We start from the raw sequence: 12,862 nt of genomic DNA, 5'->3' as shown, positions 1-12,862 counted from the left end.
CGAACGGCCCCGGGTGTCTACGCTGGGTGGTGTTATCGGGCAGTCGTGCCGCCGGAGCCAACCGGTGGCCTTAACAGCCGAGGAATCCCGTGAGTGACACCCCATTCGGATTCGGCCTTCCGCCGGAGGAGCCGGAAGACGGCGACGAGGGCAAGAAGAAGGACCAGGAGAGCGGTGGTGGTCAGGGCCCGGCCAACCCGTTCGGTTTCGGCGGGCTGCCCGGAGCTTCAGGCCCGGGTGCGGACAATCCGTTCGCGGCCATGTTCGGCTCGCTGAACCCCACCGACCTGGGCGCCGCGTTCCAGCAGCTCGGCCAGATGCTCTCGTACGAGGGCGGGCCGGTGAACTGGGACATGGCCAAGCAGATCGCCCGCCAGACGGTCTCCCAGGGCACGGCGGACGGCGTCAAGGACGCGAGCGTCGGCCCCGCCGACCGCACCGCGGTCCAGGAGGCCGTCCGCCTGGCCGACCTGTGGCTCGACGACGCGACCTCGCTGCCGTCCGGCGCGGGCACCGCCGTGGCCTGGAGCCGCGCGGAGTGGGTCGAGGCGACCCTGCCCGCGTGGAAGGAGCTGGTCGACCCGGTCGCCGAGCGCGTCGGCGCGGCCATGGGCGACGTCCTGCCGGAGGAGATGCAGGCCATGGCGGGCCCGCTGATCGGCATGATGCGCTCCATGGGCGGCGCCATGTTCGGCACGCAGATCGGGCAGGCCGTGGGTGTGCTCGCGGGCGAGGTCGTCGGCTCGACCGACATCGGCCTGCCGCTCGGCCCGGCCGGCAAGGCCGCGCTGCTGCCCGTGAACATCGAAGGGCTGGGCAAGGACCTCGGTGTGCCGAAGGAGGAGGTGCGGCTGTATCTCGCCCTGCGCGAGGCCGCCCACCAGCGCCTCTTCGCACATGTGCCGTGGCTGCGCTCGCACCTGTTCGGGGCGGTCGACGGGTACGCGCGCGGGATCAAGGTCGACACCGCCAAGCTGGAGGACGTGGTCGGCCAGTTCGACCCGCAGAACCCGGAGCAGCTGCAGGACGCCCTCCAACAGGGCATGTTCCAGCCGGAGGACACGCCCGAGCAGAAGGCGGCCCTGGCTCGTCTCGAGACGGCTCTGGCGCTCGTCGAGGGCTGGGTCGACGCGGTGGTGCACGCCGCCGCGAAGCCCCGCCTGTCGTCCGCCGACGCACTGCGGGAGACCCTGCGCCGCCGCCGTGCCACCGGCGGCCCCGCCGAGCAGACCTTCGCCACCCTGATCGGCCTCGAGCTGCGCCCCCGGCGCCTGCGCGACGCCTCCCGCCTGTGGGCCTCGCTCACGGACGCACGCGGTGTCGACGGCCGGGACGCCCTGTGGGCCCACCCGGACATGCTGCCGACGGCCACCGACCTGGACGACCCCGACGGCTTCGTGCACCGCGAGCAGCTCGACTTCTCCGAGCTGGACAAGATGCTCGGCGAGGCCGCGGACAAGCCCGACCTCAAGAAGCGGGACAAGAGCGAGGACGACGACACCGAGTGAGCCTGTACGACGACGCGGTCCTCGTGCTGAAGGGGTACGAGGGCCAGGAAGAGCTGCGCCAGGCGTACCTCGACCATCTCGCGGCACACCCGGACGGCATGTGGAAGGCCTGCGAGGACGGGCACATCACGGCGAGCGCGCTGGTGATCGACCCCTCGCGCGGGCGGGTCCTGCTGACCCTGCACAAGAAGATGCGCATGTGGCTGCAGATGGGCGGCCACTGCGAGCCGCAGGACACTTCTCTGCGGGCCGCCGCGCTACGCGAGGCGACCGAGGAGTCCGGTGTCGCGGGGCTGACGCTGCTGCCGGGCGGCCCGGTGCGCCTGGACCGGCATCCGATCCCGCCGCCGTGCCACTGCCACTTCGACGTCCAGTACGCGGCCCTGGCACCGCCGGACGCGGTGCACACGATCAGCGACGAGTCGCTCGACCTGCGCTGGTTCGCCTACGACGAGGTGGCGACCGTAGCGGACGAGTCGGTCGTACGACTGCTGGAAGCGACGCGCGCCAGGCTGTGAACGGGTAAGGGGTGACCGCCATGGTGGTCACCCCTTACCCGTCTCGTGCGGTCCCGTGCGGTCAGCTCCAGGCGTTGCCCTGGTTCTGGCCCCGTGCCCCCTGCTGCCCCATGCCGAACTGCGCGGCGGCGCCCGAGCCGATCTGGGCGTTCTGCGGCGGCAGCAGCTCGCTGGGCTGGACGAGGGCGTAGCCGCTGCCCATGAAGCTGAGCTCCCAGCCCTCACCGGTGTTGCCGCGGCGCCGCCAGATCCCGGAGGAGTGCGTCTGGGCCTGCATCTGCACGCGCAGGGAGGTCGACCAGGCGACGATGGCGTCGGCGTCGCAGTTGACGTACTTGTCGGGTGTCACCTGCATCATCAGCGGGGCGCCCGAGGTCATCAGCGCGACCTTGCCGCGGCCGGTGATGTTGAGCTGGTACTTCCCGGAGCCGGAGATGCCGTAGAGGCTGTCGACGGCGATGACCTCGTGGTGCAGCGAGGAGTCCATGGCGAGGACGTAGCTGCTGTCGACGGTCAGCCCGTCGTGGTCCACCTCCATCACATGGACGTGCTGCGCGAGGTTGGCGAGGTAGACCGTGCCCTGCCCGTGACAGCGCATCAGGTCCAGGCCCTCACCGGTGCGGGCACGCGCGCGTCCCCGATTGCGGCTCTGGTACTCGGCGTCGAACTCGATGAGGCCCTGGTAGGCGACCATCGTGCCCTTGCGGGCGAGAAGGTCCTCCTGACCGTCCACGGCGACGCGGAGCATCTGCTTGTTCTGCAGGCTCCAACGCTCCTGGGTCTGCTGGTCGTTGTAGGCGAAAAGCGGACTCTGCATGGTGGTGCTCCCCCTCAGCCCCGGACCCGGAGACGGTCGGTGCTGTCCTCGCTGGGCTGGACGACGACGATGCCCTGGCCGGAGAAGGCCATCTGGAAGGCCTCACCGCTGCCCCGGCCGATGAGCGACTGCGCCTTGAAGCTGCGCTTGCCCTTCACCTTGAGGTTCGGGGACCAGGCGACGAGCGCGTCCGGGTCGACGTACGTCTCGTCCTCGCCACCGCCGCAGTCGACGACGATCGGCTTGCCCCGGGAGGTCAGCGCGACCCAGCCCTGCCCGGAGATCTTGGTGTTCCACAGGCCCTGCCCGGCGAACTTCGCCAGCCCCTTGACCCGCTCGACGCCCCAGGTGAGGTGGGCGTCGAAGGCGAGCAGATTGGTGGCGTTGACGGAGATCCCGTCGCCGTTGAGGTTGATCACGACGACGTTGGCGCCGTAGTCGGCGAGGTAGAGCAGGCCGTCGCCGGAGCACTTCATCAGGGGCGCGCCCTCGCCGGTGGCCCAGTCGCGGGCGATCTGGCGGACGGCGGGCGGGTTGGGCTCGTACTGGACGAACCCCTCGTAGGCGACCATCGACCCCACGCGCGCGAGGAGGTCGTTTCCGGTCTGCATGGCGACCTTCAGCATGTGGTTGCCGTGGTTCTCCATGCGGGCGGTGACGGGTGCGGGAGCGTAGCCCGCGAGCGGCTGGTTCATGACGGGCTCTCCCTCAGATCTCGTACGGCTGGACGACGATGAAGTTGCCGGGAGCGCCGCGGAACTGGAGGTTGACGCTCTCCCCGGTGTCGCCGGGGTAGGCGTTGCGGCGCATGCGGACCTGGCTGGAGACGACCACCTGAGCGGCGGACGACCAGGCGACCACGGCGTTGCAGTCCGCGAACGTCGTGGGCGTGACCGGCAACACCACGGGCGTGCCGTGCGTCTTCACGACGATCGTGCCGGTCCCGGTGAACTGCATCGTGAACAGCGCGCCTCCGGGGATGCCGTGTCCCTCGATACGGCGGACCTCGTGCTGGAGGCCCTCGTCGAAGGCGAGGACGTTCTCGGCGGAGACACAGATGCCGTCGCCCTGGAGCTCGATGGGGTGCAGCATCGCGGAGCTCTCGGCGAGGAACACCTGGCCCTGGCCGGTACAGCGCATCAGCTGCATCTCCTGGCCGGTCGCGTTGCCCGCGATCCGGCCGGCGAAGCCCGCACTCTTGTAGCTGAAGTCGACCTTGCCCTGGTAGAGCACCATGCTGCCCTGCCGGGCCAGCACCGGCTGCCCGCCGACGCCGAGGTCGACGCGGATCATCTTCTTGTTCTGCGGCGTCCAGCGCTGCCCAGTCGGCGTCTCCTTGAACTTCTGGAGCGCGGCGGTGACACCGGGAGCCTGCGGAGTTCCCTGAGGAGCGCCGTACGGGGCTGCCTGCTGGCCCGGAGCCTGCCCGAACTGCGGCTGCTGTCCATAGCCGGGAGGCGGGGTCGGCTGACCGTAGCCGGGCGGCGGCGTGGGGGCTTGCGGTGCCTGGGGGGCCTGCGGTGCCTGGGGCTGGGCGTAGCCGGGCGGCAGCGGGGCGGTCTGGCCCGGGGCCTGGCCGTACGGCGGTTGCTGCTGGCCGGGGGGCTGTCCGTGGGGCGCCGGGGCGGGGGCCGGGGGCGGCACCTGGGCGCCGCCCGGCGGTGTCATCGGGGCGACGATGGTGGGTGCGGCGTGCACGGAGGGTGCGGGCGCCGGGGGCTGGGGTGCTGCCGGCGGCGCGGCCGCGGGCGGGGGCGCGAAGCCCTGCGCGGCGGGCTGCGGGGCCGGAGGCGCCGGGGCGGGTGCCGGGGTGGACGGGGCGCCGAAGGCGGGCGGCGCGCCGGCCTGCGCGGGCGGCGCGAAACCGGGAGCCGCACCGGCCTGGGCCTGTGGCTGCGGTTCGGGCGTCTCCTCTTCGAGGACCTCGCCGCCGAAGTTCTTCAGCAGCGCGTCGAGGCCGCCGTCGAAGCCCTGACCGACCGCGGCGAACCGCCAGACGTCCTTCAGGTAGAAGTCGCCCAGCATCACCGCCCGTTCGGTGGTGAACTCCGAGCCGCTGAAGGGATAGCGGGCCACTTCCTCGCCACCGGCGACGATGCGGATGTATCCGGGAGCGATCTGCGACAGCTGACCGGCGCCGTCCAGCGTCGCCGTGAAGGACAGCTTCTGGATCTGCGGCGGGATTCTGTCGAGCGTGACCCGGAAGGACTCCGTGTCGCCGGCCTGCGCCCCCAGCAGTTGGATGGACTCCTCGGGGGACTTCGGCTGGTTGAAGAAGATGAAGTACCGGTCGTCCGAGAGCCGTTCGTCGGCGTCGAGGCCGAAGCAGCTGATGTCGAAGCTCAGCCCGGGGCCCGAGATCTGCACACCTACGTACAGATCCGTGCCCGCGGTGAGGTCACTGATCTTGGCCTTGTGGCCGCGTTGGAATTCCCTGGCCATGCGTAACGACCGTCCCCCATCCCGAATACGAGTGCGTCGCGTCAGGCTAACTGCAAACTCGGACACCGGACGAAGTCGGTACAGACCCGGTACACAATCACCCTTCGGCGGCGCCTCGGGCGCCGTCGGCGGGAGTGGTCACTCGGTGCGCGCGCCGGGCAGATGCGGCAGCCGGTCGGCGGCGACCACCCCTTCGAGATAGCCGCGGGCCCGCTCGGTCCGCGGGTACGCCTCCAGCAGGCGCCAGAACCGGGGCCCGTGTCCGGGGACCAGCAGATGCGCGAGCTCATGGAGCAGGACGTAGTCGACGACGTACTCGGGCATGCCCTGCAGCCGGTGCGAGAGCCGGATACTGCCCTCGGCCGGGGTGCACGAGCCCCAGCGTGTGTTCTGGTTGGTGACCCAGCGCACGGACGTGGGCCGGGCCCGACCGCCGAAGTACTGGTCCGAGAGCCGTTCCGCCCGCTCGGCGAGCTCGGCGTCGCCCAGCTGCCGCTTGCTCTCCTGGGCGGCGAGCTTGTCGAGCATGACGTTGACCCAGCGCTGCTCCTCCGCCTCGGACATCCGGGCGGGAATGAGCACGACGGTGCGATCGCCCTCGCGGTACGCGGAGACCGTCCTGCGTCTGCGGGCGCTCCGGCGCACCTCGATCGCGCTCGCCACCGGACCGCTCGGCGGCGGGCTCGTCGTACTGCGCTGTGGAGTTCCGGCGCGGTGCAGTGGGTCGGCGGACACGCCCCGACGTTACCCGCTGCACACGGGGGAAGTCCCGACTCCGGGACGGTTCGATTCCGATCCCTCACCAGGCGTCTGATTTGTACGAAGAATATCCACCGCCTGTGGACAACTTTCGGTGTCCCGCCGCGAGGGCGGGCATGCTGGCACTCGTCGGCGGAGCACTGACCACGCCTCTCCGACGAACGGGGACGTACGGGGATCTTTCACGGGGCTACGGGGGCCTGACATGCATCCGATGGTGAAGCCCGCGCTCAGGCGCGGCTGGCGCGACCTCAACACCGTGCAGTTCGGGATGACACCGGCGCACGCGATGACGCTGGGTCCGATGGACACGGCGACGGGAAGCTTTCTCGATCTGCTCAACGGCACGCGCGGACTCCCACTGCTGCGCGAGGAGGGCCGGCGAATGGATCTGCCGGACGGACATGTCGACGAGCTGGTGGAGCGGCTGGCGCGGTCCGGCCTCGTCGACGACGCGACAGGCGGCGGCCCGGCTGCCGAGGCGCTGCGGGGGAAGAAGGAGGTCCTGGACCGGCTGCGCCCCGATCTGGCCTCCCTGACCCTGACCACCTCCGCACCGGGCGACGCGATGCGGCAGTTGGCGGCCCGCCGCTCCCTGCGGGTCCAGGTGCGGGGCGCGGGCCGGGTGGGAGCGGTGCTCGCCTCCCTGCTGTCGGGCGCCGGCGTCGGCGAGGTGGACGTACTCGACGGCGGCACCGTCGAGCCCTGGGACATCGCACCGGGTGGACTGCCCGCCGAGTCGATCGGCGACCGCAGAGCCGAAGCGGCCCGCCGGGCCGTACGCCGGGCGGCACCGGACAGCCCGCCGCGCCGCGGCCCGCAGTCCCCGCTCGATGACCGCGAACCGGGATTCTCCCTGGTCGTCCTCGCGCCACGGGACGACGTCGGTGTGCACGCGCCCGTCCCCGCCACCGCCGAGCCGCTGATCACCTCCGGCACGCCTCATCTGTATGCCGGTGTCGTGGAGGGAACCGGCATGGTCGGCCCTCTCGTCCTGCCCGGGGAGACCAGCTGTGCGGGCTGTCTGCACGAGGGGCGCACGGACCGGGATCCGGCCTGGCCACGCCTGGTGGCCCAGTGGCGCTCGGGGAAACAGCGGCAGGTGGGACCCTGTGATCTGGCGCTGGCAACCACGGTCGCCGGGCTCGCGGCCACGCATGCGCTCGCCTTCCTGGACGGCCATCTGCCGTCGACCGCCGGCGCCCGCTGGGAGGTGTCCCTGCCCGGCCTCCACTGGCATGCGCGGCCGATCTGGGCCCATCCTGCATGCCCCTGCGGCGCCGCGGAGAAAGCTGAGGGGGCACACTCCTCGGAGGACGAGAACTCACACGAGACAATGGCAGAGCAACAACCGTCGAAGGAGTTTCGCCGTACGACACACGCGGCGCGGCTGGCTGGGACCTGGAGGGCGCATGTCTGATCTTCCCCGGAAGGCGGTCACCCGGACCGCCAAGCTCGCCGCGCTCCCGCTCGGCTTCGCCGGGCGGGCCACCTGGGGACTGGGCAAGCGGATCGTCGGCGAGTCCGCGGAGATCGTCGGCCGCGAACTGCAGCAGCGCACCGCGGAGCAGTTGTTCAAGGTCCTCGGCGAGCTGAAAGGCGGGGCGATGAAGTTCGGGCAGGCTCTGTCCGTCTTCGAGTCCGCGCTGCCCGAGGAGGTCGCCGGGCCCTACCGGGCGGCGCTGACCAAGTTGCAGGACGCGGCCCCGCCGATGCCGACGCGTACCGTGCACGCCGTGCTCTCGGAGCGGCTCGGCGAGGACTGGCACGACCTGTTCCTCGAGTTCGAGGACAAGCCCTCCGCGGCAGCCTCGATCGGCCAGGTGCACCGGGGAGTGTGGCAGGACGGCCGCGAGGTGGCGGTCAAGGTGCAGTACCCGGGCGCCGGCGAAGCCCTGCTGTCCGATCTGAACCAACTGAGCCGTTTCGCCCGCCTGTTGGGCCCGCTCATCCCGGGGATGGACATCAAGCCCCTCATCGCGGAGCTGCGCGACCGGGTCTCGGAGGAGTTGGACTACGACCTGGAAGCGCAGGCCCAGCAGGCCCACGCCGAGGAGTTCACGGACGACCCGGACGTCGTGGTGCCCGAGGTGGTCCACCAGTGTGAGCAGGTTCTGATCACCGAGTGGATGGACGGCATCCCCATGTCGGAGATCATCTCGGAGGGCACCCAGGACCAGCGCGACCGGGCCGGCCAGCTCCTGGCCCGCTTCCTCTTCTCCGGCCCGGCCCGCACCGGCCTCCTGCACGCCGACCCGCACCCGGGCAACTTCCGGCTCCTGCCCGGCGGTCCCAACGGCGAGGACGACTGGCGCCTGGGCGTGCTGGACTTCGGCACCGTGGACCGCCTCCCGGGCGGACTCCCGACCCCGATCGGCCACTCCCTGCGTATGACGCTCGACGGCGAGGCGGACGCTGTCTATGAACTGCTGTGCACGGAGGGCTTCGTCAAGGACTCGATAGACCTGGACCCCGACGCCGTCCTCGACTACCTCCTGCCGATCATCGAACCGGCCCGTGTGGACGAGTTCACCTTCACCCGCGGCTGGATGCGCAGCCAGGCGGCCCGAGTCGCCGATCCGCGTTCCCCCGCCTACCAGTTGGGCAAGCAGCTCAATCTGCCTCCGGCGTATCTGCTGATACACCGGGTGACCCTCAGCACGATCGGCGTGCTGTGCCAGCTGGGAGCGACGGTGCGACTGCGCGAGGAACTGGAGGAGTGGCTACCGGGGTTCATGCCTGAGGAGATCCTGGACGAGGAGGATTCGGCGGCGGAGGCGTAAGCGGCGGCGGTGTGAGCCGGGCTCACCACCAGGCCGAGTCCAGCCGCCCCTCGATGGCTCTGAGGTTCTCCCGGGAGCAGGTGTCGCAGAAGTACTGGCGAGTGCCGTTCTCCACCGAGCAGGTCCAGGTGGGCCGGGGAACCGAGGCACGGGTGCCGCAACGGGCACACACGAGAGAGGTCGGCTCCGCGTCCGCACCGCCGTTGTCACTGCCTCCGGGAAGACTCGTCACCCGGCGACGATATCGCCGTGGCCGGCGGATCGGCGGGCACAACGCACCGCGGGGGCCGGTCCGTTCGGACGGACCGGCCCCCGCGGGAAAGCTCTCGCCCCCCTGTTCGGGAGGCCACCGCTTCAGGTGTTCTCGATCACTGCATGACGGCCATGGCGAGCGCGCGGCGGGCGCGCAGCGACGCGCGCTCCGCCCGGCGCTGCATCCGGCGAGCGGCCACCAGGCGCAGGGCCTGGCGTTCCCGCTCGGCCTCGTACAGGCGCTCGTGCATATGCGCACGAGCCATGGCTTCTGGGATGAGTTGCATCTCTCGGGTCCTGTTCTGACGCGAGTCGATCGCGCCGGTGGTGGTGACGTCTTCGATCGCGGAGCCGGCGGGCTCGTTGGTGGACGGCTTCATCGGGGCCTGCTTCTTGGGGTCGTGCGTGAGGGGGCGGTCGATCGTTCCTGCGGTGTTCATGCCGTGACCGGGTTCTTGCGCGGGCGGCCACGCGGCCGCTTCCGGGCGACGACGACACCCTGGACGAACAGCTCGCCACCCCAGACGCCCCAGGGCTCACGCCGCTCCTTGGCGCCGGCGAGGCAGGCCTCGATCAGCGGGCAGGTGCGGCAGAGGGACTTGGCGTACTCGACGTCCGCCGGCGACTCGGCGAAGAAGACCTCCGGGTCGTAGGAACGGCAGGGGACGGGCACGCCGAGGTTCTCGATGGCGTCGTCCAGCGCGGTGAGCGCGGTGAGCGGGGTCAAGGTGGAGTCCTCCGTGAGGCCGGGCTTGGGGATCGTGTCGGAAGGCGGTACGGACGGGGCGTGCGCTTCGAGTTGCACGGTTCGTCTTCCTCGTCTGGTCGGTCCGGCCCTGTTGGGCCGGTGGTCGGCTGGTACCGGGTTCTTTTCTTGTCCCGAGGCCCCTTCGCTCCGCCGTCCCTGGTCGGGGACAAACAGAAGGGCCGCGGATCCCGGATGGGGTTCCGCGGCCCTGAAGGCGCCGGCCTGATCAATCAGGCTGGATCACTCCAGGGTTCTGGCCCACGGAAGGCCCACATCTGGTGGTGCTGCGTCGTCTGCTTCCGGAATCCGGCACCGGTCGCCGCAAGGGCATAGGCCTTGGCCTGTGCCACTACAGCCGCTTCCAGTGCCATAACCGGTCGCTCATTGCGCTCGCTCACGGGAAGGCCCGCAGGAGACACAGAGGACGCCGGACGCGCGGCACGAATGCCGGACAGACCGGTGCCCGGGTTGGAGGCGCCGAGCATGCACACAGAGGCGACGACCGAGCGATCGGTCATTTTCACGGTGCTGATGAAGCTGGTGTTGATGCTGATCACTGGACTCGCCTCCTTTCGGCGTCTCGGGGGACTGGGGTGAGCCAGTCCGACGGAAATGCAAGTACAACACGGAATCGGGGCCTCCGAGAAGGCCTCCGTCCCCGTGGCTAAGAACCTATGGGGATTGCTGGGGCATGCGCAAACTATTTTTCCGACGAGTTGGTTTCAGCCCTCGCCTTCCTCTCCCGGCCCCTCCCGGCCTGCGCAGATGGCCAGCACATCGGCGCCGTAGCGGTTGAGCTTGCGCACTCCCACGCCCGGGATCCGCGCCAACTCTCCGTCGTCGTCGGGCATGGCCTCGGCGATGGCCATCAGCGTCTTGTCGGTGAAGACGCAGAAGGCGGGCTGGCCGCTGCGCTGCGCCTGTTCCGCACGCCAGTGACGCAACCGCTCGTAGAGGCCCTCGTCCATGTCGGAGGGGCAGTCCTCGCAGCGCATCAGCTTCATCTCGCCGGCGTCGGTGAGAGTGCGTCCGCAGACTCGGCAGCGGGCCGGACTGCGCTGTCTGCGTCTCGGCGCGACGGCCGGGGTGCTGGTGGTGAAGCCACGCTCGACGCCACCGGCGCCGACCGTCGCGGCTCGGCCGGCGGTGGTGGTCGAACCGGGGCGCAGCCCGTCGAGGAAAGGGCTGGGCTTGCGGTTGGCGCGGCCGCCGGGCGAGCGGGACAACGCCCAGGAAACATGGAGCTGTTCTCGAGCGCGGGTCACGCCGACATAGAGGAGCCGGCGTTCCTCCTCGATCTGCTCCTCCGTCTTCGCATAGGTGATCGGCATCATGCCGTCGGCCACGCCCACCAGAAAGACGACGTCCCACTCCAGGCCCTTGGCCGAGTGCAGGGAGGCGAGCGTGACGCCCTGCACGGTCGGGGCGTGCTGGGCGTTCGCCCGCTCGTCGAGCTCCGCGACCAGGTCGCCGAGGGTGGCACCGGGGCTGGCCGCGGCGAAGTCCACCGCCAGGTTCACCAGGGCGGCCAGGGACTCCCACCGCTCTCTGACGGCACCGGACCCGGCCGGGGGCCGCGGCGTCCAGCCCTCGCCGGAGAGCACGGCACGCACCTGGGACGGGAGGTCGACCGCGTCGTCGAGCAGGGAGTCGTTGCCGCCGAAACGGGCCGCGCCCCGCAGGGCGATGCCCGCCTTGCGGACCTCGGGCCGGTCGAAGAACCGCTCGGCGCCCCGCAGCTGGTAGGGCACCCCGGCGTCGGCGAGGGCCTGTTCGTAGGTCTCGGACTGGGAGTTCGTACGGAACAGGATCGCGATCTCGCTCGCCGGGACACCGGCGTCGATGAGCTCTCGGATACGACGGGCGGCGCCTTCCGCCTCGGCAGGCTCGTCGTCGTACTGGGTGTAGCCGGGCTCGGGGCCCGGGGCTCGCTGGGAGATCAGCTCCAGGCGGTGGTCGGCTGCGCGTCCGCGGGCCTGGGCGAGCAGGCCGTTGGCCAGGTGGACGACCTGTGGGGTGGAACGGTAGTCACGGACCAGCTTGACCACGGTGGCGCCGGGGTGGCGGGTGCGGAAGTCGAGCAGATGGTCCGGGGTTGCTCCTGTGAACGAGTAGATCGTCTGGCTGGCGTCGCCGACCACGCACAGGTTCTCCCGGTCGCCGAGCCACAGCTCCAGCAGGCGCTGCTGGAGCGGGCTGACGTCCTGGTATTCGTCGACCACGAAGTGCTGGTACTGGGCGCGGACCTGCTCGGCGATGTCGTGCCGGTCCTGGAGGACGGCGACGGTCAGCAGCAGGACGTCCTCGAAGTCGATGACGGAGCGGCTGCGCTTGACGTCCTCGTAGGCGGAGTAGAGCTGGGCGATCTCGGCCGGGTGACGGGGGATCTCGCGGCCGGACTTGGCGGCGGCGGCCGCGTAGTCGGCGGGGACGGTCTGGGTGACCTTGGACCACTCGATCTCGGCGGTGACGTCCCGCAGCTCGCCCCGGTCGAGGCGGATGCTGCAGGCGGCGGCCGCATCGGCGACCAGTTGGATCTTGCGATCGACGAGCCGGGGCATGGAGCCGCCGATCGCCTTCGGCCAGAAATACTGCAGCTGGCGCAGGGCGGCCGAGTGGAAGGTGCGGGCCTGGACCCCGGCGGCGCCGAGCTGGCGCAGCCGGCCGCGCATCTCCCCGGCGGCACGGTTGGTGAAGGTGACGGCCAGCACGCTGGAGGGCTGGAGAATTCCGGCGCGCACCCCATAGGCGATGCGATGGGTGATCGCCCGTGTCTTGCCCGTGCCGGCGCCCGCCAGCACACAGACCGGGCCCTGCAGGGCGGTGGCCACCTCGCGCTGCTCGGGGTCGAGCCCTTCGAGCACCGCGTCGGCCGAGCCCGGTGCCTGCGGGAAGAGCGGGGAGTGCGTTGCTGCTGTCACACCGCTATGCTGCCAGGTCGCCGGAGACGGGTGAGCCGGTTGTCCACAGGCAGGCACCCGCAGTCGTACTAATGCGGCAGGCGTTACGTGCGGACGGATACCCCCCGCGGGAAT

At 70.8% G+C, this 12,862-nt stretch carries 13 protein-coding genes; 4 read left to right on the top strand and 9 right to left on the bottom strand.

Annotation, left to right across the window (positions count from 1 at the left end; genetic code table 11):
- The first annotated feature begins 89 nt into the window (after nt 1–89).
- Nucleotides 90–1,508 (top strand): zinc-dependent metalloprotease, encoded by a 1,419-nt coding sequence (locus KCH48_RS10260; RefSeq protein ID WP_210572309.1) that lies wholly within the window; start codon nt 90–92, stop codon nt 1,506–1,508.
- Entirely contained in the window at nt 1,505–2,026 is a 522-nt protein-coding gene (locus KCH48_RS10255) for an NUDIX hydrolase (RefSeq protein ID WP_210572307.1), read from the top strand. The genes KCH48_RS10260 and KCH48_RS10255 overlap by 4 nt, the downstream gene beginning before the upstream one ends.
- A 61-nt stretch (nt 2,027–2,087) precedes the next feature.
- Here KCH48_RS10255 and KCH48_RS10250 read toward each other — a convergent pair whose 3' ends face one another.
- The 4 genes from KCH48_RS10250 to KCH48_RS10235 all read right to left on the bottom strand — a co-directional run bounded on the left by KCH48_RS10250 (nt 2,088) and on the right by KCH48_RS10235 (nt 6,020).
- Nucleotides 2,088–2,843, bottom strand: coding sequence for an AIM24 family protein (locus KCH48_RS10250; protein ID WP_210572305.1), 756 nt, complete (start codon nt 2,841–2,843; stop codon nt 2,088–2,090).
- Between the two features lie 14 nt (nt 2,844–2,857).
- On the bottom strand, nt 2,858–3,538 hold the full coding sequence (locus KCH48_RS10245; RefSeq protein WP_210572303.1) for an AIM24 family protein: 681 nt from the start codon (nt 3,536–3,538) through the stop codon (nt 2,858–2,860).
- A gap of 13 nt (nt 3,539–3,551) precedes the next feature.
- Nucleotides 3,552–5,285 (bottom strand): TerD family protein, encoded by a 1,734-nt coding sequence (locus KCH48_RS10240; protein WP_210572301.1) that lies wholly within the window; start codon nt 5,283–5,285, stop codon nt 3,552–3,554.
- Between the two features lie 138 nt (nt 5,286–5,423).
- Entirely contained in the window at nt 5,424–6,020 is a 597-nt protein-coding gene (locus KCH48_RS10235; RefSeq protein ID WP_210572299.1) for a M48 family metallopeptidase, read from the bottom strand.
- 229 nt (nt 6,021–6,249) lie between these two features.
- On the opposite strand from KCH48_RS10235, the gene KCH48_RS10230 reads away from it, so the two are divergent.
- Complete coding sequence (locus KCH48_RS10230) at nt 6,250–7,464, top strand: ThiF family adenylyltransferase (RefSeq protein WP_210572297.1); 1,215 nt, start codon at nt 6,250–6,252, stop codon at nt 7,462–7,464.
- On the top strand, nt 7,457–8,827 hold the full coding sequence (locus tag KCH48_RS10225; protein ID WP_210572295.1) for an AarF/ABC1/UbiB kinase family protein: 1,371 nt from the start codon (nt 7,457–7,459) through the stop codon (nt 8,825–8,827). The genes KCH48_RS10230 and KCH48_RS10225 overlap by 8 nt, the downstream gene beginning before the upstream one ends.
- A gap of 22 nt (nt 8,828–8,849) precedes the next feature.
- Here KCH48_RS10225 and KCH48_RS10220 read toward each other — a convergent pair whose 3' ends face one another.
- The 5 genes from KCH48_RS10220 to KCH48_RS10200 all read right to left on the bottom strand — a co-directional run bounded on the left by KCH48_RS10220 (nt 8,850) and on the right by KCH48_RS10200 (nt 12,748).
- On the bottom strand, nt 8,850–9,059 hold the full coding sequence (locus tag KCH48_RS10220; RefSeq protein ID WP_210572293.1) for a hypothetical protein: 210 nt from the start codon (nt 9,057–9,059) through the stop codon (nt 8,850–8,852).
- A 136-nt stretch (nt 9,060–9,195) separates the two neighbouring features.
- Nucleotides 9,196–9,519: a hypothetical protein gene (locus KCH48_RS10215; protein ID WP_210572291.1), complete on the bottom strand. Its 324-nt coding sequence runs from the start codon at nt 9,517–9,519 to the stop codon at nt 9,196–9,198.
- Complete coding sequence (locus KCH48_RS10210) at nt 9,516–9,884, bottom strand: WhiB family transcriptional regulator (protein ID WP_188183286.1); 369 nt, start codon at nt 9,882–9,884, stop codon at nt 9,516–9,518. The genes KCH48_RS10215 and KCH48_RS10210 overlap by 4 nt, the downstream gene beginning before the upstream one ends.
- A 173-nt stretch (nt 9,885–10,057) precedes the next feature.
- On the bottom strand, nt 10,058–10,384 hold the full coding sequence (locus tag KCH48_RS10205) for a hypothetical protein (protein ID WP_210572289.1): 327 nt from the start codon (nt 10,382–10,384) through the stop codon (nt 10,058–10,060).
- 165 nt (nt 10,385–10,549) lie between these two features.
- Entirely contained in the window at nt 10,550–12,748 is a 2,199-nt protein-coding gene (locus KCH48_RS10200; RefSeq protein ID WP_210572288.1) for an ATP-dependent DNA helicase UvrD2, read from the bottom strand.
- Between the last annotated feature and the right edge of the window lie 114 nt (nt 12,749–12,862).

The sequence above is a fragment of the Streptomyces sp. GESEQ-4 genome (assembly GCF_017948455.1).
GTDB lineage: Bacteria > Actinomycetota > Actinomycetes > Streptomycetales > Streptomycetaceae > Streptomyces.
This window is presented reverse-complemented; position numbering and strand designations above follow the sequence as displayed.